General features: G+C 42.5%; 37 protein-coding genes. 32 read left to right on the forward strand and 5 right to left on the reverse strand.

Annotated elements, in window-relative coordinates; genetic code table 11:
* Positions 1 to 86 precede the first annotated feature (86 nt).
* Complete coding sequence (gene rplM / locus Ga0466249_RS13465; RefSeq protein WP_215829976.1) at positions 87 to 527, forward strand: 50S ribosomal protein L13; 441 nt, start codon at positions 87 to 89, stop codon at positions 525 to 527.
* Between the two features lie 22 nt (positions 528 to 549).
* Positions 550 to 942, forward strand: coding sequence for a 30S ribosomal protein S9 (gene rpsI / locus Ga0466249_RS13470; RefSeq protein WP_215829977.1), 393 nt, complete (start codon positions 550 to 552; stop codon positions 940 to 942).
* A gap of 123 nt (positions 943 to 1,065) precedes the next feature.
* Here rpsI and Ga0466249_RS13475 read toward each other — a convergent pair whose 3' ends face one another.
* The 4 genes from Ga0466249_RS13475 to Ga0466249_RS13490 form a co-directional block, all read right to left on the reverse strand.
* Positions 1,066 to 2,088, reverse strand: coding sequence for a tyrosine-type recombinase/integrase (locus Ga0466249_RS13475; RefSeq protein WP_215829978.1), 1,023 nt, complete (start codon positions 2,086 to 2,088; stop codon positions 1,066 to 1,068).
* Positions 2,089 to 2,178: 90 nt separating this feature from the next.
* Positions 2,179 to 2,457 carry a hypothetical protein gene (locus tag Ga0466249_RS13480; protein WP_215829979.1) on the reverse strand — a complete coding sequence of 93 codons (279 nt, stop codon included), beginning with the start codon at positions 2,455 to 2,457 and terminating at the stop codon, positions 2,179 to 2,181.
* 23 nt (positions 2,458 to 2,480) lie between these two features.
* Positions 2,481 to 2,750, reverse strand: coding sequence for a hypothetical protein (locus tag Ga0466249_RS13485; protein WP_215829980.1), 270 nt, complete (start codon positions 2,748 to 2,750; stop codon positions 2,481 to 2,483).
* Between the two features lie 71 nt (positions 2,751 to 2,821).
* Complete coding sequence (locus tag Ga0466249_RS13490) at positions 2,822 to 3,199, reverse strand: helix-turn-helix domain-containing protein (RefSeq protein ID WP_215829981.1); 378 nt, start codon at positions 3,197 to 3,199, stop codon at positions 2,822 to 2,824.
* A gap of 158 nt (positions 3,200 to 3,357) precedes the next feature.
* On the opposite strand from Ga0466249_RS13490, the gene Ga0466249_RS13495 reads away from it, so the two are divergent.
* Positions 3,358 to 3,579 carry a helix-turn-helix domain-containing protein gene (locus Ga0466249_RS13495; protein WP_215829982.1) on the forward strand — a complete coding sequence of 74 codons (222 nt, stop codon included), beginning with the start codon at positions 3,358 to 3,360 and terminating at the stop codon, positions 3,577 to 3,579.
* 14 nt (positions 3,580 to 3,593) lie between these two features.
* Positions 3,594 to 3,902 carry a hypothetical protein gene (locus Ga0466249_RS13500; RefSeq protein WP_215829983.1) on the forward strand — a complete coding sequence of 103 codons (309 nt, stop codon included), beginning with the start codon at positions 3,594 to 3,596 and terminating at the stop codon, positions 3,900 to 3,902.
* Here Ga0466249_RS13500 and Ga0466249_RS13505 read toward each other — a convergent pair.
* Entirely contained in the window at positions 3,871 to 4,134 is a 264-nt protein-coding gene (locus tag Ga0466249_RS13505; RefSeq protein ID WP_215829984.1) for a hypothetical protein, read from the reverse strand. The genes Ga0466249_RS13500 and Ga0466249_RS13505 overlap by 32 nt on opposite strands.
* Positions 4,135 to 4,235: 101 nt before the next feature.
* Here Ga0466249_RS13505 and Ga0466249_RS13510 point away from each other — a divergent pair, with 101 nt between their 5' ends.
* The 28 genes from Ga0466249_RS13510 to Ga0466249_RS13640 all read left to right on the forward strand — a co-directional run bounded on the left by Ga0466249_RS13510 (position 4,236) and on the right by Ga0466249_RS13640 (position 22,203).
* Positions 4,236 to 4,433: a hypothetical protein gene (locus Ga0466249_RS13510; RefSeq protein ID WP_215829985.1), complete on the forward strand. Its 198-nt coding sequence runs from the start codon at positions 4,236 to 4,238 to the stop codon at positions 4,431 to 4,433.
* 37 nt (positions 4,434 to 4,470) lie between these two features.
* Positions 4,471 to 4,674, forward strand: a complete 204-nt coding sequence (locus Ga0466249_RS13515; protein WP_215829986.1) for a hypothetical protein — start codon at positions 4,471 to 4,473, stop codon at positions 4,672 to 4,674.
* Complete coding sequence (locus Ga0466249_RS13520) at positions 4,675 to 4,818, forward strand: hypothetical protein (protein ID WP_215829987.1); 144 nt, start codon at positions 4,675 to 4,677, stop codon at positions 4,816 to 4,818.
* A 70-nt stretch (positions 4,819 to 4,888) separates the two neighbouring features.
* Positions 4,889 to 5,368 (forward strand): helix-turn-helix domain-containing protein, encoded by a 480-nt coding sequence (locus tag Ga0466249_RS13525; protein WP_215829988.1) that lies wholly within the window; start codon positions 4,889 to 4,891, stop codon positions 5,366 to 5,368.
* Between the two features lie 501 nt (positions 5,369 to 5,869).
* Entirely contained in the window at positions 5,870 to 6,256 is a 387-nt protein-coding gene (locus Ga0466249_RS13530; RefSeq protein WP_215829989.1) for a hypothetical protein, read from the forward strand.
* 177 nt (positions 6,257 to 6,433) lie between these two features.
* Complete coding sequence (locus tag Ga0466249_RS13535) at positions 6,434 to 6,655, forward strand: hypothetical protein (RefSeq protein WP_215829990.1); 222 nt, start codon at positions 6,434 to 6,436, stop codon at positions 6,653 to 6,655.
* Positions 6,656 to 6,858: 203 nt separating this feature from the next.
* Positions 6,859 to 7,581 (forward strand): rolling circle replication-associated protein, encoded by a 723-nt coding sequence (locus Ga0466249_RS13540; RefSeq protein WP_215829991.1) that lies wholly within the window; start codon positions 6,859 to 6,861, stop codon positions 7,579 to 7,581.
* Positions 7,582 to 7,610: 29 nt separating this feature from the next.
* Positions 7,611 to 8,156: a hypothetical protein gene (locus tag Ga0466249_RS13545; RefSeq protein WP_215829992.1), complete on the forward strand. Its 546-nt coding sequence runs from the start codon at positions 7,611 to 7,613 to the stop codon at positions 8,154 to 8,156.
* Positions 8,153 to 8,932: a ParA family protein gene (locus Ga0466249_RS13550; protein ID WP_215829993.1), complete on the forward strand. Its 780-nt coding sequence runs from the start codon at positions 8,153 to 8,155 to the stop codon at positions 8,930 to 8,932. The genes Ga0466249_RS13545 and Ga0466249_RS13550 overlap by 4 nt, the downstream gene beginning before the upstream one ends.
* Positions 8,922 to 9,941, forward strand: a complete 1,020-nt coding sequence (locus tag Ga0466249_RS13555) for a ParB/RepB/Spo0J family partition protein (protein ID WP_215829994.1) — start codon at positions 8,922 to 8,924, stop codon at positions 9,939 to 9,941. The genes Ga0466249_RS13550 and Ga0466249_RS13555 overlap by 11 nt, the downstream gene beginning before the upstream one ends.
* A 36-nt stretch (positions 9,942 to 9,977) precedes the next feature.
* Positions 9,978 to 10,223 (forward strand): hypothetical protein, encoded by a 246-nt coding sequence (locus tag Ga0466249_RS13560; RefSeq protein ID WP_215829995.1) that lies wholly within the window; start codon positions 9,978 to 9,980, stop codon positions 10,221 to 10,223.
* Positions 10,224 to 10,415: 192 nt separating this feature from the next.
* Complete coding sequence (locus Ga0466249_RS13565) at positions 10,416 to 10,646, forward strand: hypothetical protein (RefSeq protein ID WP_215829996.1); 231 nt, start codon at positions 10,416 to 10,418, stop codon at positions 10,644 to 10,646.
* Between the two features lie 5 nt (positions 10,647 to 10,651).
* The gene (locus Ga0466249_RS27210; RefSeq protein WP_281422645.1) at positions 10,652 to 10,780 is read left to right on the forward strand and encodes a hypothetical protein; all 129 of its coding nucleotides are present in this window, start codon (positions 10,652 to 10,654) and stop codon (positions 10,778 to 10,780) included.
* A gap of 70 nt (positions 10,781 to 10,850) precedes the next feature.
* Positions 10,851 to 11,369: an ECF-type sigma factor gene (locus Ga0466249_RS13570; RefSeq protein WP_215829997.1), complete on the forward strand. Its 519-nt coding sequence runs from the start codon at positions 10,851 to 10,853 to the stop codon at positions 11,367 to 11,369.
* A gap of 153 nt (positions 11,370 to 11,522) precedes the next feature.
* Complete coding sequence (locus Ga0466249_RS13575) at positions 11,523 to 11,840, forward strand: hypothetical protein (protein WP_215829998.1); 318 nt, start codon at positions 11,523 to 11,525, stop codon at positions 11,838 to 11,840.
* A 108-nt stretch (positions 11,841 to 11,948) separates the two neighbouring features.
* Entirely contained in the window at positions 11,949 to 12,455 is a 507-nt protein-coding gene (locus tag Ga0466249_RS13580) for a hypothetical protein (RefSeq protein ID WP_215829999.1), read from the forward strand.
* Positions 12,439 to 14,277: a phage terminase large subunit family protein gene (locus Ga0466249_RS13585; protein WP_215830000.1), complete on the forward strand. Its 1,839-nt coding sequence runs from the start codon at positions 12,439 to 12,441 to the stop codon at positions 14,275 to 14,277. Before Ga0466249_RS13580 ends, Ga0466249_RS13585 begins: the two co-directional genes overlap by 17 nt.
* Before the next feature lie 15 nt (positions 14,278 to 14,292).
* Positions 14,293 to 14,496: a hypothetical protein gene (locus Ga0466249_RS13590; RefSeq protein ID WP_215830001.1), complete on the forward strand. Its 204-nt coding sequence runs from the start codon at positions 14,293 to 14,295 to the stop codon at positions 14,494 to 14,496.
* Positions 14,493 to 15,971 (forward strand): phage portal protein, encoded by a 1,479-nt coding sequence (locus tag Ga0466249_RS13595; RefSeq protein ID WP_215830002.1) that lies wholly within the window; start codon positions 14,493 to 14,495, stop codon positions 15,969 to 15,971. Before Ga0466249_RS13590 ends, Ga0466249_RS13595 begins: the two co-directional genes overlap by 4 nt.
* The gene (locus tag Ga0466249_RS13600; protein ID WP_215830003.1) at positions 15,961 to 17,877 is read left to right on the forward strand and encodes a prohead protease/major capsid protein fusion protein; all 1,917 of its coding nucleotides are present in this window, start codon (positions 15,961 to 15,963) and stop codon (positions 17,875 to 17,877) included. The genes Ga0466249_RS13595 and Ga0466249_RS13600 overlap by 11 nt, the downstream gene beginning before the upstream one ends.
* Before the next feature lie 13 nt (positions 17,878 to 17,890).
* The gene (locus Ga0466249_RS13605; protein ID WP_215830004.1) at positions 17,891 to 18,214 is read left to right on the forward strand and encodes a DUF2190 family protein; all 324 of its coding nucleotides are present in this window, start codon (positions 17,891 to 17,893) and stop codon (positions 18,212 to 18,214) included.
* Positions 18,214 to 18,516: a hypothetical protein gene (locus Ga0466249_RS13610; RefSeq protein ID WP_215830005.1), complete on the forward strand. Its 303-nt coding sequence runs from the start codon at positions 18,214 to 18,216 to the stop codon at positions 18,514 to 18,516. Before Ga0466249_RS13605 ends, Ga0466249_RS13610 begins: the two co-directional genes overlap by 1 nt.
* Positions 18,465 to 19,052 (forward strand): phage tail protein, encoded by a 588-nt coding sequence (locus Ga0466249_RS13615; RefSeq protein WP_215830006.1) that lies wholly within the window; start codon positions 18,465 to 18,467, stop codon positions 19,050 to 19,052. The genes Ga0466249_RS13610 and Ga0466249_RS13615 overlap by 52 nt, the downstream gene beginning before the upstream one ends.
* Entirely contained in the window at positions 19,049 to 19,528 is a 480-nt protein-coding gene (locus Ga0466249_RS13620) for a hypothetical protein (protein ID WP_215830007.1), read from the forward strand. Before Ga0466249_RS13615 ends, Ga0466249_RS13620 begins: the two co-directional genes overlap by 4 nt.
* Entirely contained in the window at positions 19,497 to 19,814 is a 318-nt protein-coding gene (locus Ga0466249_RS13625; RefSeq protein ID WP_215830008.1) for a hypothetical protein, read from the forward strand. The genes Ga0466249_RS13620 and Ga0466249_RS13625 overlap by 32 nt, the downstream gene beginning before the upstream one ends.
* Before the next feature lie 6 nt (positions 19,815 to 19,820).
* Positions 19,821 to 21,284, forward strand: coding sequence for a phage tail sheath family protein (locus Ga0466249_RS13630; RefSeq protein ID WP_215830009.1), 1,464 nt, complete (start codon positions 19,821 to 19,823; stop codon positions 21,282 to 21,284).
* Positions 21,285 to 21,302: 18 nt separating this feature from the next.
* Complete coding sequence (locus Ga0466249_RS13635; RefSeq protein WP_215830010.1) at positions 21,303 to 21,833, forward strand: phage major tail tube protein; 531 nt, start codon at positions 21,303 to 21,305, stop codon at positions 21,831 to 21,833.
* 64 nt (positions 21,834 to 21,897) lie between these two features.
* Positions 21,898 to 22,203 (forward strand): phage tail assembly protein, encoded by a 306-nt coding sequence (locus Ga0466249_RS13640; RefSeq protein ID WP_215830011.1) that lies wholly within the window; start codon positions 21,898 to 21,900, stop codon positions 22,201 to 22,203.
* Positions 22,204 to 22,214 lie beyond the last annotated feature (11 nt).

Below are 22,214 nucleotides of genomic sequence, written 5' to 3' on the forward strand. Positions count from 1 at the left end.
TCTATGAGATTTTTGCCAGCCTTAGCCCCGGAAAGCAAGGATAATCAAAAATTTCACAGCAATTTCCTTGTGAGGAGGGATACAGCATGAAAACGACGTTTATGGCCAATGAGGGCAATATTACACGTAAATGGTATATCGTTGACGCTGAAGGTAAAACTTTAGGACGTCTAGCCGCAGAAGTAGCCAAAGTGTTACGCGGAAAACATAAACCAACCTTTACACCCCATGTGGATACAGGGGACCATGTCATTATTGTGAATGCTGAAAAAGTGGTATTGACAGGTAAAAAATTAGTGCAAAAAACCTATTTCCGTCATTCTGGGTATGTAGGGGGCACAACCTTTACAACTGCTGGAAATATGCTTGCAACGCAACCAGCTAAAGTATTGGAACATGCCATTAAAGGAATGTTACCAAAGAATCGGTTAGGTAGTGCAATATATCGTAAATTGCATGTATATACTGGCGCTGAGCATCCGCATGCAGCTCAACAGCCTGAAACTTTAGAAGTAAGTATTCGATAATACCGGAAAGGAGGAACATCATATGGCACTAGTAAGCTACTATGGCACAGGCCGTAGAAAAACCTCGGTTGCCCGAGTTCGTCTGGTTCCGGGAGAAGGTAACATTCTTGTGAACGAGCGCGAACTAGACGCATACTTTGGTTTGAAAACGCTTGAATTAATTGTAAAGCAGCCTTTAACTGTTACCGATACTTTAGGCAAATACGATGTAATTGCGAAAGTGGAGGGGGGCGGTGTATCTGGTCAAGCAGGAGCTGTTCGTCACGGCATTGCCCGCGCACTCTTAAAAGTTGACTTAGAATTTCGTCCGGCTCTGAAAAAAGCTGGATTACTTACTCGCGATCCTCGCGAGAAAGAGCGTCGCAAATACGGTCTCAAAAAGGCCCGTAAAGCATCCCAGTTTTCCAAGCGTTAATATTTATCAAACACAGAACCCGCGAAGCTCAATGCTTTCGCGGGTTCTCTTGTATATAAGAACAGCTAAAAATAGCTAAAAATCAGGTTGCTAGTAACAAACTAGTTACGTAATAGTAACAAATTATATTAGATTGATCGTGTCAATTAACTGCTTAATTGTTTTGTGAGTGTAGACTTTCTCGGTTGTGCCAAGCCCTGCATGACCGAGTATTTTTTTTATTACAGTTTTATTTGCACCGCAATTATCTAACAATGTGGCACATGTATGACGGCCATCATGCGGCAAGTGGTCCATATCTAATTTTTGCATGAGTGGTTTCCAATATCGCCAATTAATTCGGTCATAGCTCAGTGGGCCGTCAAAATCGGTAACTAGAAATTCATTATCAGGGTTATACATTGCGGCAATGAATGGATAAATTTTTTCGGCAATAGGAATAGCTCTGTTTTTGCTGGTACGATTTTTTATACCGCCTACCATATAACGGTCATCCAAATGCACATCAACTGTCTTAATGCGGATTAGTTCTGTCGGACGTAGGCCGCTATAGCAATAAATCAAAACATATTGTGCAGATCGGTCGGCCGCATTTTCCCAAAGGGTAGCAAGTTCTTCGGTAGTGAATGGTTTATGTAATTGCTCTGTGTCTTCGTCAGGCAGGGTTAGCTCAATAAAAGAAGCGTAGTTTTTATCAACAATATCATTCTGCATGGCGAATTTATAAAGAAAATTAAAAAGAATACGCATATTCTTTTTCGAAGCATAGCCTTTGTCCCAATTATTGATTTCTTTTTGTAACTGAGCGGTTCGCAGATCGGAAAATATGATGTCATGAATGTTACTGCAGGCTTTATAGGCAGCAGCGTAACCGTTGCTAATTTTTTTATCGTTATCGGTGTATTTTTGTTCTACAAACAGATCGTAAAGCTCAGAAAAGGTAAGTTTGCGGCTTACTAAATCATAAGGGGATAGGTTATAGGCTGCGAGCGCCATCATTGCATCTTTGCGTTCAGCATAATAGCCGATAGGCTCATAGATCGGATGGCCTTTATCATTGAAACCAACTGTTTTACGTGCAACGAAAGGCTTACGCCGATTCCCTGAAAGTTTGAAGACGGTGCCATAACCATTTGGATTGCGCATATGTAGTACTCCTTTCTATGGGAATGGGAAAGCCAGTACCTAAGTGGTCCTGGCTTTTGATTGTCTATTTTTAGTTCGAGAATTCCTTAGTCATCTTGAATTAAGTTTTTTGATAAGCCATTCATTTGCTTTGGTGCGAGAATGAATATTAGAAGGCATTTCAGTTTTAATTAATTTCTCAATGATTTGACCGTTTTGCTTACTCAACGATTTATTTTGAGAATGTAAAAAGGTAGTAATGAAAGTAAAGACTTCATATTTTTCTGTTCTGCTTAACAAATCCCTATCTGGATGACCTTTTAATTTTGGATTATCCCAAGAATGGATCTCATCATAGTTATATTGTAAATCATCCATACTAAAAGCCACTTAATCATCTCCAAAGATATTGATTATTTTGCCTCGCGAAAGTAAGTTTCATGAGAGGAAACTTTAAGTGAAATTCTGTCTAGTTTTCCTTCGAGCCGGTTGAGACTATCACATATACGCTCGTTAACATCAAACTGAACTTCCCGTGCATCAAACAGTGCTGATATTTTCTTTCCTTGGTCATTTTCGATTCGAGTTATAGATTGTTTTATTTCAGCAAAATCTTGTTTAGTTGCCATATTAGACTTCATTTCTTGAACTTCAGCAATAAGCTGTTTTAGTAACTCTTCCATATATTCACATCCTATTTGTATCTATTCTTCATGAGGTTATGAAAAATTCTAACATCCCTAGGTAAAAATTTTTACTCCCCCATCGTTGCAGCTTGATCGTCGTCGTTAGCATTTTCTCGAGTTTGCTTTTTAAATTGAATAAAAGATTGTACTTCCTTCCGGTCAGTATCCGGAAGGTTTTTTAATTCCCGGGCAAGTGCTAAATCTTCAGGCGAAACATCTTCAACTGATTGAGCAGGGACGGAAGAAGACTCTTCTGTAAAAAATTCAGCTAAAGTAATACCAAGGCCGTTGCAGATTTGTTCAATGGTATCTGCGCGAGGACTTGTTTTTCCTAACATGATAGTTGCTAAAGTTGATTGAGGAATATTTGCAATTCTACCTAATTCATTGATGCTTGAAATTTTATGCTTTTCAATTAAAGATTTTATACGATTTGGAATGTCCACAAACATTACTCCTTTAGCGAAATTCCGCTAATAACATTATGGCACAAAATAAGCGTATATAAAATATCGAAATTACGCTTGACAATGTATCGTAATTACGATAATATTTAAATGTAATCGAAATAACGATTCAAAATTACGATAAGGAGGGTGAGAAAATGTCAGTTGGAAAAAGGATTTCTTTTTTACGGAAGAATGCGAAAAAAACTCAAAAAATAATTGAGTTAGAAACTGGTATTCCGCAAACTACATTGAGCGGATGGGAAACGGATAAAACAGTTCCCAATTTATATGATGCTCATAAAATAGCCACTGCGCTTGGCGTAACAGTAAATGACTTACTAGATGATGCCGAGATAGAACTATCAAAGACAGGATGAAAGGGGACGGAGAAGTGCCATATAAAAAAGGAAAAGCAAGCAACGCGGTACGCAAAGTATACAAAAGCAAGAAGTATAAAAAGCGGATAAGTTCTTTAAGAAGTTGTCCCGCCAAAGTGAGCAGTGACGGGACAATTCTAAAACCGTTTCTAATTGAAGGCGGTCGTTACATTGTAGAAGTCAATCTTGATGATGGGTTTGAGAATGTTACGTTCTCGATTCGAGGGGTAGTTGATTACAAAGGCCTTTCTGATGTTTTGCGAAGTGCCGAGAAGTTTTTAAGTAAAACAATTAGCGGCAGTAAACATTCAGGGAACTGCTAGTTTTACTAATGCTTTGAACAGTTACTTCTTGCAAAGTATCTCTGCTTCTTAGTACATCGCCCGGCATTACATCATCATCTAATTTTACCTGTAAGAGAGATTTTTTGGCGAAAATTCCGGTTATTTCGTGGGACCTGATTCCATTTCGTATAACATCAAAAATCTCTGCAAATTCGTCTATATTTAAGAACACAGACTCAAAATCTTTTCGCATTTGCTCCTTAAAGTTCATCACTATCATCTCCTTATAAGGTGATAGTTCGACGAAATGATTATATTACCTATTCCAACTACTATTATGAATTTATCAAAGAGCAGGGAGAGGAGAATAAAATGCCAGTACAGATCAGCGTTAAGGAAGCAGCAGAAATTATGGGAAAGTGCCAGCAGTTTGTTAGAGTCGGACTGCAGCGCGGACTCCTTCCGTTTGGAACAGCCGTAAAAGTTAGAAATAGATACAACTACTATATTTCGCCAAAGCTGTTCTATGAATATGTCGGTGAGCAAATAAAAAGTGAGGTTGCGGGATAAAAGCGAAGCTGGACAAGCAAGGGAGGAGCGTAGCAAAATGGCACAAATAAAAATGACAATCAAAGAATTAGAAGAGTTGGTTTCTAGGTTGAAAAATCGCGCTATCTATGGCAGCATGAAATCTTTCGTTCTAATTGATGTGAGGAAACAACCGAGCGGAACATCTTTTGTTGAGTTTGAACAGCCATGTGAATACCCTGAATGTACTTCGGAATATCACCGCTTTGAAGGAGGCGAATAGATGGCTAAGCCGTTGCCGGAGGAAATACAAACGCTGTATATTTCTCAAATAAAAGAGCCGCTTGAGTTTAGCAAGATAGACATTTTTAGTGCTGGTATTGTTTTTACAATTATATTTCTGGCTTTTGTATCAGGGGGTGTATAAAGGAAATCCTGCTGGGAGCAGGAAGGGGAGAGGATTAATTCTATTATCGCTTGAGAGGAGGTGAAAGTCGATGCTCGCCGAGGTACGAAATGAGGCTCATTTGAGCCAAGAATGCGCAGCTGCTGAGGCACATGTTGGTAGAAGATCGCTTTCAAGGTATGAAGTTATGCCGGAACGTGCTAATCCACAAGTGATTCTTAGCCTTGCTAATGTATATCACAACAGTGAACTTATTGAATGGTACTGCACTGATGTTTGTGAGATAGGAAAAAATAAGCATTGCAAGATTAAAGCAAATGATTTAGCTACTGCTGGACTACGGTGGCTTAAAGAGTTACAGGATGTTATAGCAGTAAAAGATTCATTGATTACTATTTTGTGTGATGGTCGGATTGACAGCAGTGAAGTAGCTACTTTGAAGGCAATCATGAAAGAAATTGATGAGATGGAAGGCGCAGTACATGCGTTGAGAATTAAGGTTAATCACGAAGTGGACAAACTGGAACATAAAAAAGCCGCCTGTGTTGGAGCACAGACAGCTTTAGGATAAAACAAAATTCGATTACTAAAAGTATAGCATGTGCTGTAATTTTGGTCAATGGAGGCGTAAGTAATGAAAAGAAAGAGCATTTATTTCGTGGGGAAAGTTTCAGAACTGAGAAAGCTGATTAGAGATAAGAAAATCATTAATCAGGTCGCATCATGAATGCGGCATATAAGGGACCGGATTATTCTCCTGTCAATATGCGTGAAAGCCTTAGTTCGGAGCAATCCGAAGTAGTGGAATCTTTTCTTAAATCACTTGTGCAATATCGTTCAAAATTTAACGTTAGTGTTTCAAAATATATGCGCATCTATCGCAAAGATCGAAACGGTTCTTATTTCTTTAAAAAATGCAAGGGGACCACATCATAAGATATCGCTGGCAATTGTACTGTAGTAGTTGCCAGCGGAGCGGAGAAAAGTTAGAGGTTGTTGGCAAGATGATTGTATGTCACAGATGTGACGGGCGAATACGGCGGCAGATAAAGAAAATGAGGAGGCTGAGCGCATGAGTGATTTAAAAGCATTGATAGTCCGTTATAATACCGCTCAAAAGGCTGGGGAAGAGTTAGATGACATAATTGATGACATAGCTTTAGAACTGACAACGTTATGCGTTACTGGTGATTTTAGTGAGGGTAATCAGGCAGTACAGATTATAAATGCTTATGCGGCTAAAAAGAGAAAAACAAATTTTACAATCGTTGTTAATGAAGGTGGGTTCCAAATTATGCCAACCACTGAAATGGGCGAAAGCCTAAAGGCCCATTGTCGATACCACGGAGCAACTTTTGTATATCCGACATATGTCGGAGCAAAAACGGCTATTAGTCACATGGACCAGGCAATAGAGAATCGAAACGGTAAGCCGTGGCAAGCGTTCCAGGTTAAATGAGAAAAAGAAAATCCGGTACCAATAATGAGTCCGGAAACTAATTAGAAAACGAAATAGCATTTTGGGCATTTGAGGGCAGACTATTTAATCATAGACTGTCCTGAAACAATAAAAATTATGTGTTTAAATGATGTACCGTAAATTATGTAAATCGTGCAAGGGAAAGAGGCGGTCTAAATGAGGAGACAAATCGAACGCGAGCCAAAATGCGGCATGTGTCGCTACTCTAATGACGTTAATTATCCCGGTAAGCTGGTTTGTTACGAAACCGAGGAATATCCCGGCATAGCAATAGCGGTCAAGGATAACCAACGCGCCTGTCGGATATTTATGGCTGATAGCGTGAGTAATATCAAAAAAGAAGATTTCCCTCGTAGAAATCTTCAACGCGTGCAATGAAAATTATATAAAACAAAAACAGCAGTGTTGGAAGCGCTGCTGTTTTTATAGGCTGACAATAAAATCTACATAAAAATTATAGCATGAAAAGTGCAAAAAGTCAGCCGAAAAATCAAGAGGTTTTGACCTCTTTTCTAGTTCATCAAGTAATTAATAAGTTGGACACTGAACAGTATTTTTATACAGAATAGGGCGGGCTGACAATGTCATACATACGGAGAATCAAAAAGACCTTAGACGGGAGAATCATAGAGAAAAATCTGTACTATACCTATCATGCAATGCCAACAGGAAAAGAAGCCAAGAAGAGAGCAAAGCGAATTAATCAAACGCCAGAGCAGCAGAAAAAAGATAATCGCCGTCGTGCAACAGAAAAATTGGCTATGCAGATGGCAAATAATTTTAAATCTGGAGATTGGTATTTTACTTTGACAATTGCCGGGAAAGTGCCAGATTATGAAGAGATTAAAAAGAAGTTTGATAATTTTAAAAAGAACTTGCGGCGTTATTACAAGCGAAAGGGGGATGAACTAAAATATATTGCTGTAATGGAAAACATGACAGGGCAGGGGCGGCCTCATGCGCACTTGCTAATAAATGCACTCACAGCAGAGGATATGGCAGAGATAAAAAAATATTGGACGTTTGGCGGTGCGCGAGTAGAATTTTTCGGAGGAGAAATTGACGATTGTGTAAAATTATCCGCGTATTTCAAGAAAGAGGACGTTGAGAAACATTCAGGCCGTCTTCAAACAAGCACAAATCTTGTCGAGCCTCACGAAGAAAAAAGTAAGGTAAATCGTTCTGAATGTTATAGTACGCAGATCAAAGTACCGAAAGGGTACCACATTCATAAAGGACTGACCTACCAGGGATATACAAAAGACGGCTATCCCTGTCAGCATATTGTTTTTGTTAAGGATTGATTACAGCAAGATAGAAAGGGGGCGGAATAATGATAAATGATTCTTTCCTTGTGGATAGCAAAAAGGTTGCAAAACAAGCAAGTGGTCTAGGCGAATTTATGCTAATGAAATGCGATTCAGGGAATTTGTTGATTACAGGGCAGTTTGTATTAAGTGTTTCGGATGATCAGTTTTTTTCGATACGCTGCAAATTGGAAGTGCCAAAACTTGAAACATGGTACCTACAGACAAAGGAAGGTTTAGTGAAGTCTGAGCGGGAGCCGGGAATTTTAGAATGGGAAAGGCGATACAATGAATGGTTTAATGAAGCCAATTCGAATAAAATGCTGACTAATACACGAATCGAGCTTTCTGGATGTTATTTGTATACAGATGGATTCACCTATATAGCAATTAAGCAAGAAAGACTTGATATGCTGCAGTATACGGAAAATCTGACATTATCGGGAAGAATGGTTGTTATTGACGGCGTTCATGTACTTGCGCCTATGTCGGATACAGTTTGGAAAAATAATAACTGGTTATGCAAATTACCTGGAATGAATGAAGATAGAGAAATGGAGGATGAAAAATGAAAAAGGTAAGTATTGTAAATTTAAAGGGCGGCGTAGGTAAGACGGAGACTGCCGTTAATATGTCGTATGTTTTGGCTGAAATGGGGAAACGCGTTTTGCTTGCTGACAATGATATTCAATGCAATGCATCAAAATTCTTTGAACGTGCAGGAATGCAGCCAAGCATAGTCGAGGTATTTCAGTTTGGCGGGGACAAAGAAATTTTGAGGGCGGCAATCAAAGAGACGAAATATCCAAATTTGAGCATTTTGCCGTCAACGATGGACTTAGCCGCCGTAAATATAGAAATGGCGAAAAGTGGAGAGGTTACTATATTGCGCGATTGCTTGCAGGAACTAGAAAATGATTTTGATTATATAATCATCGACAATGCGCCTAATATGACACCAAACGTCATTAATGCGATTATTGCGTCAGATGACATCATCGTTCCGACTGACATTGACGAGTACGGCCTTGATGGATTAGACAAGATTAGGCAGCAGGTGCAAATTGCCAAAGATAGCGGATTAAACGACAACATAAGAATAGTCGGTGTGCTTATCACCAAATACAATGCCCGGACAAAGGTTGATAGGCTTGGAGCGGAAGAGTTAAGGAAAGACCCGGAAAACAAGTTGTTTGAAAACATGATTAATTTAACCGTAGAAGTAAAAAAAGCAAAGTTTAAAAAAGTCCCGTTAGTGAAATGTGCAAAACGAAATCCGGCAGCATTAGCCTATATTGGCTTTGTAGATGAATATTTAGAGAGAGAAGGTGTACAAAATGGCATTTGACATGTTGGCAGCAATGGGGAAAAGGACGGCAGCGGTGGTGCCGTCTATTGTGATGATTGATGTTGATAACCTAGTACCGAATAAAAAGAATTTTTATCGTGTTACAGGCGATCCAGAAATAGAAAAGCAGAATGAGCAGCTAAAAGCGACGATTGAAATATACGGCGTAAAGCAGCCATTACTTGTAAAAGCCAAAGAAAATGGTAAATACAGCATTACTGCCGGAGAGCGTCGCTATTTGGCGTGCCGTAGACTGGTAGACGAAGGAAAGACTGAATATAAAATATTGCCGTGTATTGTTGAAAAGCCGCTAAGTGCGGAAGATGAACAAATCGAATTGATTATTACTAATCATCATAGAGACAAAAACCTTTCGGAAAAAATCGAGGAAGTACACCAATTGTCGGAACTCTTGCAGAAAAAGAAAGATCGGGGCGAAAAAATACCGGGGCGGCTACAGGACATTATTGCCGAATGCCTCAATATTTCAAAGTCAGAAGTCGGGCGGCTGCAGCAGATCGATAATAACCTACAGCCGGAACTTAAAGAAGCAATTAAGAAAAAGGAACTTGCTATGACACCGGCAGTAGAACTTTCTAAGTTATCGCCCGAAGATCAAAAAGCCGTATATGAAGAAACAGGCGGGAAAGTTACGGCAAAAGAGGTCAAAAAGTACCAGCAGCAAGAAGAAACGGAAACACCACGGGAGCCGGAAAACATGAATATTGAGGGATTCGAACCGAGTAAGCCGGCACTAACGGAAGAAAAGCCGCAATCAGCAGTAGATGTTGTAAGCACGGAATATATTAAAGCGGCAAGGACTACAGAGACGCATTTAGAGCGGGAGCTTGAAAAGTACAGGAAAGCATTGGAGATAGCACGAAAAAAAGGAAATTCACAAAAAGAAAAAGAGTTAAAGGCGCTTATAAAATATGTCGGGATAAGCCTTATTCCGAAAGTTAAGGATGATCTATTTCGAATGAAAGGCAAAGATATGTTTCATAAATAGATGTACCCAATTTGGGTACAAGACGGGGGCGGAATCATGATTAAGAAAACAAAAGGCTTGTTAAGTGCAGAAGTAATAAAAAGTATGCAGGAAACGGCAGAAATGATGGTGACTTATAGAAATGCGCTTATTGAAAATGGTACAAGTGAACAGGATGCTTTAAAAATGACAATAGCTTACCAGGGGCAGCAGATGGAGGCTGCACTCAAAGCAACTATTGAAAGAGAAAAGAACCAATTGCTTTTTTCGCTGGATCTAGCTGAAAATAAAAAGTTGAATTAACAATTAGCAGCTGGGGGGCGGAATGATGGATATGAAATTAGACGCTACAGCTTGAAATAATGATACAAAAAACAAAGAGAAACATAGCTATGTTTAGGGCGGCATGGGAAGAGAAGATGAATAAACATTCAGCAAGATAAATAAACAACTTGGACAGTGCTTTGCCCAGACGATGATGGGGAGTGATCAATCATGAAAGGTATAGACAGACGAACCTGTGGCCTGATCAAAGCGGCAACGATCGAAGCTGATCAGCATAGAAAGCCGACGCTTATAGACGGCTTTGCTCCACACGATCGGCGCGAATATGGACAAGCGCCAGTACGGTCAGTAAAAATGACACCAGGCGAATTAGAACGATACATGGCCGAGAAGTCAAAGGAATGGGGTCAGCCGTTAAAGCCAGTCATAAAAATAGGATAAGGCAAGTGGGGGTATTAGAAATATTGATTGTAGTTGGAGTTGTAGTAGTGACAATAGTAGTATTGGGGGTCGGTATGGATGTGCAAGGCTTGGAAAGGACCATGTTGTATAGGCTCATGAAAGAACAGGAATAGATTAAAAAGGCAGGCGCTGGGGAGCGTCTGCTTTGGTGCGTTAGTTACTATAGGGGAGGGAATATCGATTATGGCATTAACTAAAAAGGATGAAGAGAAAATCGACATGCTTTTTCAGAAAGCCGTAACAGCCGGGAAGCGGAGCGAGAAACAAGAAAACAATAAATACAAAAAAACCGAAAAGCGTTTATATGCTTATCCCGTTTTGAAAAGAAATATCGCCCGCTATAAAAAGGATATTATTGACATACAAAAAGAAGATCTTCGCACATCGAAAGATTTCGTTTTGTTTGTAAAAAATTCCGGTGGCGCTGAAAAGATGGATATTGAAGAATTACGAAAAGCTAAAATACTGTTGATCGAGCAGAAGATTGCGCGGGATCAAAAAGAGATAGAAGAAATTGATACAGCTTTAAAAGAAATAGAGAACGAGGAATATTACCCAATAATCGAATTACAGTATTTTAAAGGCATGAGCCAGGAACAGGTAGCACAACAGTTACATTGTGATAAAGTGACTATATGGCGGAACAGAAAGTTGCTGATAAATAAGCTGAATTACAGCCTTTATGGTGCAGATGCTTTGTAATTAATAAGTGAAAAAAAGATGAAATTTTTATATGTTATTTTCTTTGCTATAATATGCCTAGAGAAAAAATACCTTCTAGAATAATTGCATAGTAAAAAAGGCGTTGCCAGGAAAGACGGCAGCGCTTTTTTGTTGTGGAAAAAGAGGCGGGTTATGGATCTTACGAAACATAAGCGCGTTAGGTTGAAAGGTAAGGCAGTTGCCAAACTCAACAGAGAAATACATGAGCGTGATAGTTATACCTGTATTGTTCCAGGATGTAATCGATTCGTAATCATAGGCGAGAAATGGCATCATGAACCGTGCGGAAAAAATAAAGAGGATGTGCCAGAGAAAGGCTGCTTGCTTTGTCTGGATCATCACATCCAAAGAGAGAGCAAGAATGGCGAGACAATAAGGCAAGCATGTGAAGACTATTTGAACGGATTATATCCTGAAAGAAGTAATCAAATAGCCCCCCGGGGTTCGTAGGTACTCCGATAGCCCAGACGGCTTGCGGGTCTCCGAGCCCCAAAAGTTGTCTGCATCAAAATCAAAAAAACGGGTTGACAAGTTGACAAAATTGAAGGAGTGGGGAGGTTGATAGAAAAGTCGGAAAATGGAAACAGGAATATATTAGAGAAGCAATTCATTTTCAGCACGAAAGAAACTTGCAATTTTTTCGGAATTTCCCGCGAGAGTTTGTCAGGTTGGGAGAAAAAAGGAGCGCCAAAAGAGGGGCGCGGAAAATGGGACCTAAAAAAGCTGGTAGAGTGGCGTTTTGGCGGCGGTCACAAAGAAAGTCCGGAAATCCGAAAACTCAAGGCTGAAGCGGACTTGAAGGAGGCCAAAGCAAGACAAGAACAGATAAAATTAGGCGTCACAGAAGAGGAATTTATCCCGATAAAAACGGTGACAACCGATCTGCGAAGATTGTTCACGGTTTTAAAACGAAATTTACTTGCAATAGGCCACGACGTGGCGACAGACCTGAATTCTTTCGATGTTGAGGCGGCGCTGGAAGCAAAAAAGGTGGTTGACAAACGCATCGTGGAAGCGCTGGAACAAATGAGCAGAAGCGGAATTTATAATGCAAAGAAAAAGTGAGTTTCCCCTTTATATCACAAAGGCTTTCTCGTCATTCAAGCCGCCGGAAAAATTGACGGTTAGCCAATGGGCAGACAAGTACCGAATATTATCGGAAAAAGACAGCGCAGCGCCAGGACCATGGAGAACAGATCGAACGCCATACCTGAAAGAACCGATGAATGCGTTTAATGATGAGGCGGTACAAGACATAACATTTGTTGCTGGCACGCAGCTAGGGAAAACGGTCATGGAATTAAACATGATCGGCTATGCTGTTGCGCAAGATCCTGGGCCTATGCTGATTGTCTATCCATCCGACAAATTAGCAAAGTTCACAAGCGAAAACCGACTGCAGCCGATGTTTGAATTATCGTCAGACCTGCGTGACAAATTTCAAGCCCGGCAAAGCCAGTGGTGCGAATTGCAATTCCCTAACATGTATATTGCACTTGTTGGGGCAAATTCACCATCAAATCTGGCGAGTCGGCCAGTTCGATATATATTTTTCGACGAAATAGACAAATTCCCCAAATGGTCCGGGGCGGAAGCTGGACCACTAGAACTGGCAGAAGAACGAACAAAGACATTTTATAACAAGAAAAAAGTCAAAGTATCTTCTCCAACGCTAAAAAGGGGGAATATTTGGCAAGGTTGGGAAAACGCCAACGCTAAATATAAATATTTTGTGCCATGCCCGCATTGCGGAGAATTTCAAACCCTAGAATTCAAACAGATAAAGGGATTTACGGGAAAGACACCGCAAGAAGCAAAGTATTCAGCGTATTACGAATGCAAATCATGCCATCAGCGCATAGACGATCGGCACAAAATGCCGATGTTGCGCGCAGGAGAATGGCGCAGAGTAAAAAAAGTCAACAAAGAATGGGTTGAGGTAAAGACCGCCAAGGGGCGGGTGCACTCAGTTGCCTATCACCTAAATTCAATTTATTCGCCGTGGCTGACGTTTGGCGATGTCGCTGAAAAGTTTCTGTCAAGCAAAGACGATCCCGAAAAATTAATGAACTTTATTAATTCGTGGCTGGCCGAACCGTGGGAAGATAAGGCAAGCAAAATGCAGTCAGATGTCGTTTTGGAAAAACAGGGCGAATATGAGCAAGGTAGAGTGCATCATAAAGCGCAATTGCTGACGATGGGCGTCGATGTGCAGCTGGATCATTTCTGGTGGAGTGTCCGCGCATGGGGCGCAGGCTTGACAAGCTGGCTTGTCGATTACGGAAGGGCGGAAACCTGGGCGGATATTGAAACGATCCTGGACCGTAATTACTGCGATGAAAGCGGAGAGATTAACAACGTTAATTTATGCTGCATGGATTCCGGTTACAATACCGACGAAGTTTATCAATTTTGTGCGAAACGAATGGATGTATGCTTGCCAACAAAAGGCGCGTCCAAAGCAATGACATCGAGATATAGCGTCAGTATTATTGACAAAGGTGTGGGCCGCGGCTTGCGCCTTTATATTTTTGACCCGAACCAGTTTAAAGACTTTATTGCTGGCAGGTTATCCATTGTGGCTGGTGACAAAGGAAGCTGGAACGTATACAAAGCTATTGATCGGCGATATTGCGACCAGATATGCGCGGAGCAGAAAGTCGAACATAAAGACAAAAAAGGGAGAGTGACTTACGAATGGGAAAAAATATCAAGCCACGCGCAGAACCATTTGCTAGATACTGAAACAAATAACGCTTTAGCAGCGGAAATTTTAGGCGTGCGGTATTTGACCGATGAAAGCGAAATTGAAGAAATACCGTCGGCAGCACCAAAAGAAGACAAGCCGGAAAATGACTGGTTCAAAGGGACTGAAAACTGGCTATAAAAGGGGGTGAACCATTTGGACACATTAGTAACGCAGCTTGAGCGTGTTCAAAAGGCGATTGCTGCCATTGAAGAAGGCGCGCAAGAATATCAAATAGGGACCAGGAAGCTAACCAAAGGAGACCTAGCGACGTTATACGGCCGCGAAGCTGACCTGAAAGCTGCAATAGCGGCACAAAATGGCGGAACGATTACGTTCGCGCAAATGGGGATGCTGTGAATTTTCTAGATAGGGCTATTGGGATTATTTCGCCGAAATGGGCCTATGAGCGAGCCGTATACAAGGAGGCGGTACGTTCGTATGAAGCCGGACAGATTGACCGTTTCAGCGACATGTGGACACCGATAAATATGGATACGGAAAACGCGGACAAGGTTCAGCGCGATTTAATCAAAGCACGGGCTAGATCACTGGAAAACAACAGCGATATGGCTGAATCAGCCATTGGATCAATCGTTAGAAATTCGGTCGGTACCGGCATCAGTCCGCAGGCACGGACACCGGATGACAAAATAAATAAAACATTGGAATCTTTATGGAAAACGTGGACGAAGCAAGAAAACTGTGATATTACTGGGCAGCAAACATTTTATGAAATACAAGCGATGCTACTGCGTAGAAAAGTTGTTGACGGGGAAAGCCTGGTTCGCAAAGTCTACGATAAAAAGGCAAGAATACCGCTGAAATTACAGGTTATAAAGCCGGATTTATTGGATTCGTACTTGCTGACAGCGCCAAAAACAAACCGGATCATTCGATCAGGGATTGAATTAGACGACTATTTGAAGCCGGTAGCATATTGGATTCAGCGAAAAAGCCCGGACGGATATATCACATATCAATCGGATCGAGTCCCAGCAGATCAGATTTTGCATTTATGGAATAAAAAACACTCGGACCAGATCCGGGGAATATCAGAATTGGCAACAAGTATCAAGAGGATCAAAGATACCGACGACTATATGACGGCGGAAACCATTGCCGCAAAAATAGCGGCATGCTTTTCGATTTTTGTAACGAAAAATATGCCAACGTCGGGACCAGTGCCGGGGAGAACAGCAAAGGACAAAGAGGGGAAACCGTTGGAAAGTATCAGGCCGGGCATGATAGCACATTTACGGCCGGGCGAAACAATAACAACAGCGAATCCGTCACGGTCAATCACATCGGCAAAGGATTTTGTGAAAGTGCAGCAGCAGCTTTGCGGAGCTGGGTTGGGCTTATCGTATGAACTTGTCAGCAGAGATTTTTCAAACGCCAATTTCTCAAGTGCCAGGCAAGGCCATTTGGAAGACCGCCGGACATTTTTACCGATACAGGGGTATATGATCGCCCATTGCTGTTTACCAATATGGGAAGCGTTTGTCGAGGCCGTTGTTTTGGCTGGATTAGTGAAGATCCCGGACTATTGGACAAATAAAGAGACATACACAGCCTCCGATTGGATCACGCCGGGCTGGGAATGGATTGACCCGCAGAAAGAAGCAAATGCGGACGTTACCTTAATGAAAAATGGCGGCATGACTTTAGCGCAATGGTGCGCTGGCCGTGGCTATGATTGGGAAACGCAGCTCAAAGAGATGGCAAAAGAAAAGAAATATGCCGAAAGTTTGGGGCTTGACTTAACAATTCATAAGCCGGAATCGGTGCAGGCCGCAGAGATGAACCATAAGGGGGTACAAAATGAAGAATAAAAACTCAAGAATGTTTCGAGAATTGATGCTCGACCGTGCGCAAATGAAAGATGATCGCACAGTCGAGCTTTCGTTTTCGAGTGAAGCGCCTTATGAGCGTTGGTTCGGAAATGAAATTCTAAGTCATGATCCCGGAGCTGTTGATTTGTCACGATTGCAAGAAATTGGCGTTTTGTTGTTTAATCATAATGCAAATATGCCGATCGGGCAGGTGTTATCCGTTGAATTGGACGAAGCAGCCCGTAAATGTAAGGCGACAGTAAGATTTGACACCGACGAGCAGGCAGAAACAATCTACCAGAAAGTGCAATCCGGCACATTAAAAGGCGTTTCCGTTGGGTACCAGGTAATGGTCTGGGAAGAAGTTGGCGCAAACGCCATGAGTACAAACGGAAGATTTGCAGGGCCGTGTTCCGTGGCCGTAAAGTGGATGCCTTACGAAATATCAATTGTCAGCGTACCGGCCGACCCCGATGTAGGGGTGGGAAGATCGGCAGATCCACAAAATCAAGAAGAGGGAGAGACCAGAAACATGAAAACAGACGGTAAACAGAATGCGCCGGCGGTACCGCCAGTAGCAGAAAACCAGGAAAGAGGGCATGTTCCGCCTATTGCTGCACCAGTAGCACCACCAGCCGCGCCGAATGTAGACGATGCAGTGCAGAGAGCGCTTTCATTGGAACGTGCAAGAGTTGCGGAAATCGGCTCGATGTGTCGGAGTTTTGGCATTGATCCGCAGGAACACATTGATGCAGGGAAAAGTGTCGACGAAGTAAGAAAGATTGTGCTTGAAAAAGCAATGACGACCAACCAGCCGACGAAAATTTCGGTAGGCGTGGAAGACGTTGAAAAATTCCGCAGTGCCGCCGTAGACGGGTTGGCCATGCGCGCGGGAATGACGCTGGAAAAACCAGTAGACGGTGCAAAAGATTTCCGAGGCATGAGCATGTTACGTTTGGCACAGGAGTGCATAGAACGCCAGTCGGGGAAAGATATGAGATTTTCCGACAATGACACACTGATACGCGAAGCATTGACTGGCTCCGGGGCGTTCCCTGGGATTTTATCGAATGTGGCCAATAAATCAATGGCTCAGGCATACCAGACCGCGCCGACGACCTTTCAGCTGTGGACGGCAAAAGGATCAAATTCAGATTTCAAGGATGCGACGCGCTACAGATTGAGCGAAGCTGACGAACTTGTGGAAATCAAAGAAAACGGTGAGTTTAAAGATTCGACGTTTACGGAAGCAAAGGCAAAGGCCAGTATTGGAACCTATGGACGCAAATTTGGGATCAGTCGCAAAGCAATTATCAACGATGACCTTGGCGCACTCAACAGAATTCCGGCATTGTATGGGGCCGCTGCACGCCGCATGATTAACCGAATGGTGTATAAAATCCTTACAGATAATCCGACAATTGAAAACGCAGCACTATTCCATGCCAACCATAAAAATATGGGGGCAGGCGTGATTAACGTCGAAAACCTTGGGAAAGCAAAAGCAGCCATGGCAAAACAGAAAAACATCGGTGGCAAAGAAGCCTTGAATATTCAGCCAGCTTTTCTGATCGTGCCGGTAGACCTCGAAACAATTGCAGCGCAGCTGATTTCGTCCGTCGTCGATCCAAGCAAGAACAATGCTACGCCAAATCCGTTTGCAAATAAATTGTCGGTCGTATCCGATCCGACACTGGAAGATGCCGTCCCGTGGTATTTGGCCGCTGCACCTGGCATGTGCCCGTCGATTGAGGTGACATATTTGAACGGCGTTGACCAGCCGACCATGGAAAGTACAGTGCTTTTCGACATGCTGGGCATCAAGTGGAGAATTTTCCATGATTTCGGCGTAAATCTCATTGACTACCGCGGACTGTATAAATCTACAGGGATAGAAGACAAATAAGGAGGAATGTATAATGGCAACAGCTGTTCACGTACAAAAGGGGGATATTATAGACTACACTGCGGCGGCCGACGTCGGCTATCTTGAGATAGTGCCATTGGCAGCTAAAATTGGCATAGCTTTAGAGCCGATTGCTACAGGAGCAACAGGATCGTTGGCGATTACGGAAGTTTGGGAATTGCCAGCAGCAGCGCCGTTGGAAATTGCTGCCGGGGATATGGTCTACTGGAACAAGACCAACAATAATATTGACAAGACGAACAGCGGAGTTTTGGCAGGTTTTGCAGTCGCGGCAAAAACTTCGGCCGGTACTACAGTCTGGGTAAAAATTGACTAATGTCATTTAAAGACGTTTTGGCGGCAGACATTGGCAAAGTGTTTTTGAATGTGGATGAATTCGCCGAACATCATGCGATAGATGGCGAAGTTTTTTTATGCGTGCTGGACGAGGATAAATCATCTAACAATAAGGTCGACGGCGTGTATAACATGCGCCGTCGATTGTTTATTTCAAAGTCGTCACTTGGGTATCGGCCAGAGCCGGAACAAAAGATGGAAATTGACGACGATTATTATTATGTGCTGGATTGCATCGGAAACGACATGCTGGAAGTCGTATTGGAGGCGCGGCAAACGTGATAGAATTTAATGCTTCACAAATTGAGCGAGCCGAACAGCTGCTAGGCGGCATCAAAGACGCCCTGCCTAAAGCACAGGCATCTGCAATCAATCGTAGCCTAACGACAGCGAGAACGGAAATTGTGCGGTCAGTCCGCAAGGAATACGTGATTAAGGCTGAAGACGTTCGGAACACAATTAAGGTGACAAATGCATCGGCGGCATCGCCGATCGGCAGCATCAAATCGATGGGTGGGCCGATTCCATTGGTCAAATTTGATACCAGCAAAGAAAATCCGGTACGAGTCAGAGTAAAGAAAAGCGGCGCAAAAAAGCCAATAAAGCATGCATTCTTGCAAGCGATGGGAAACGGCTATCGGGGGATATTTATCCGGTCCGGAAAAGCACGGTACCCATTAAAGCAACTTTATGGACCGTCGGTGCCTCAAATGGTAGGAAATGAAACCGTTATGAAATCCGTTGAGGAAAAAGCAATTCAAACCTTGGATAAGCGTATGGATCATGAGATTAATCGGATATTGGAGGCGGGCAGATGAATGTAGATGATTTGCTGACTAATATTGAATATGCATTGACGGAAGCAACAAAAACGCTGCAGTTGCCGATAAAATCCGGAACAGTTACTGCGCCAAAAATAGTAAAAGGATATTTGCCGACAAAAAATCCGAGAGCAGAGCAAAATGATATACCGTGTGCTATTGCTCGTCTTTTGAGCGATGAAACAACAGAAGAGGGCACAACGGCGCAGGTGAAGATCATTTGTATTGCCTTTTCTGAAGATGACGAACAGGGCTGGCGGGAGTTATTAACGATCATGAACCCGATAAAAACGTATTTCTTGGCGCACAGAAATATTGGTGACTGTTATCGCATAGCATTGCCGATTAAAAGAGAAATACCAGAAGAACAAGGACCGCCAGAATGGTGCGGCACATTTACTTTAAATATCGAAATACCAACAGCATTGGAGGTGAATGAGGATGTTAGAGACTTCCTTAACAACGGAAACTGACAAGGACCAGGCGGCCACCAAGGAAACGAAAACAGCGGTCGCAGAAGCAGCAACGACACAAATCTATGTAGGACCAAACATCCCAAAAGAAGGCTTGAACAGATTTCGTGTATATAAAAATGGAACACCGAAACATTTTGAACAGCTTTTTTCTGCGTGCCCTACAGTGAAAAATTTGTTTGTTGACATTGATAAACTATCAACTATATTGAAACAGCTTGATCAAACGGGATCGGCATATCACACCTGGTATGCGACCGTTACGGATTACGTTAAAGGAGTGTGAAAATAAATGGCAGATTACAAGCATGGAGCGTATACATCGGAAGTCGCAACGTCATTGACAGCCCCGGTCGATGTAAGCGCTGGCCTGCCGGTATTTATCGGACGCGCGCCGGTGAATTTAGTAACGGACCCGAAAGCATATGTCAATAAGCCACTGCTAGCCTATACTTATGCCGAGGCCGTGACGGCTTTGGGATATACCGACGATTTCGAAAACTACGAACTATGCGAAGCGATGAAAGTTCTGTTTAAGCTATACGTAGTCGCACCGGTCGTATTTATCAACATTATGGACCCGATTAAGCATATAAAAACTGTCGAAAATGAAGCTGTTTCGTTTGTTTCTGATGCCGCTGTTATCGATGTGACGGGAGTATTGCTCAACACGTTAGTCATTAAATTAGCGGCAGCAGGGCAGGCATTAACAAAAGGGACTGACTACACAGTGGCTTTCAATGACGCCCACAAACCACTGATTACAGTGATTGCTGGCGGAAAATTGGATAACCAGACGGAGGGAGTTATTTCGTATACCGCACTAGATCCGTCAAAAGTTACTGCTGCCGATATTATTGGTGGTGTGGATGCACTGACAGGGGATGTATCAGGAAGCGAATGCATCGATCAGATCTTTCCGAAGCTCGGCTTGATTCCGGGCTTGATTGCGGCACCGGGATGGACTGAAAAAGCCAGTGTAGCTGCCGTATTGAAAGCGAAAGCAACGTCAATTAACACGTTATTTAAAGCGATGACGGTTTGCGATATCGATTCCACAGCAGACGGAGCAGACATTTATACTGAGGTTTACGATTGGAAATCGAAAAACAACTACACTAGCCAATTTCAGATCAATTGCTGGCCCAAGGTAAAACTTGATTCCGAGGTCTATCGCTACAGTACACAGATGATTGGTTTGATATGCTATGTGGATTCGCAAAATAGTGACATCCCATATGTCAGCCCGTCAAACCATACATTGCAAATTAACGGCATTGTGAATGCGACCGGTAAGGAAATTATCTTGGGGCCGGAACAAGCCGCATACTTAAACGGTAAGGGGATTGTGACGGCGACAAACCTTATGGGTGCCTGGAAAGCCTGGGGGAACCGCACGGGAATTTACCCGACATCGACGGACCCTAAAGACGCATGGATTCCGGTTCGCCGCATGTTCAACTGGATCGGAAACACCCTTATTGTGACATATTGGCAAAAGGTCGATGCGCCGACAAATAAACGGCTGATTCAGACCGTCGTTGACAGCATCAACATTTGGTTAAATGGGCTTACGGCAATTGGGGCGGTTCTCGGCGGTCGCGTAGAATTCAATGCGAATGAAAATCCTGAAACGGATTTGATCAACGGAATCAATCGCTTCCACGTATATTTGACGCCGCCGATTCCAAACGAAGATATGGAGTTTATCTTAGAATTCGATATTAGTTATCTGGAAAGTCTGTTCGCATCTTAACAGAGAGGAGAAAATACAATGGGAAATGTCAATATAATGCCGGAGCGCATAACTGGGTATCGTGTGTATAAAGACAGCGTAGACCTTTTGGGCGTAGTCGATGTTGAATTGCCAAAAATACAATTAATTTCCGACACTATAAAAGGGGCCGGAATTTTAGGTGAGATCGAGACGCCAACTGTCGGACAGACAAAACCGATGAAAGTAAAAATTAATTTCCGGACGACAAACAAGCCGATGCTGAATTTGCTTGAATGCGTCGGCCATAACCTGGAATTTCGTGAGGCGGTCCAGAAATATGACCTTGCAGGGGGCGGGCGCAGCTATGACAAAAATAGGATTATCGTGCGTGGATTTCCGTCCGAAGGCGAACTTGAAAAATTAGAATCAAATGGCGCAAATTCAAGTTCGATAGAGCTGAACTGCATTTATTTGAAATATGTCATCAATGACGAAACGGTGCTGGAAATTGACAAAATAAACTATAAGTACATTGTAAACGGAAATGATAGTTTATCTATTGTTCGCGATGCACTTGGATTGATCTAAAAAGAAAAGGGATCTACGCCGTGACTGGCGCAGGTCCCTTTAAATTTAAAGGAGCGATTGAATTATGAAACTGGCGAAACCGATCACAAAAGACGGAACCGAAATCACGGAATTAAACCTGGATTTTGATAAAATTACGGGAAATCAGATCATTGCAGCAGAAAAAGAAGCTAGGATGCTTGGCGATACTACGCCGGACGCCTGCTATTCGAAAACATTTCAGGCTGTAATTGCGGCAAAGGCTGCGGATCAGCCGCTGATTGTTGACGATATCCTGGCCATGAATGGGATGGATTTTATAAACATCACAACGCAGGCAGCGAATTTTTTATTCGGTTGGGCATTACCAGGTGCCCGGGCAAACAGCTAAGAAAAACAGCT

This window comes from Pelorhabdus rhamnosifermentans (assembly GCF_018835585.1).
Classification (GTDB): domain Bacteria; phylum Bacillota; class Negativicutes; order UMGS1260; family UMGS1260; genus Pelorhabdus; species Pelorhabdus rhamnosifermentans.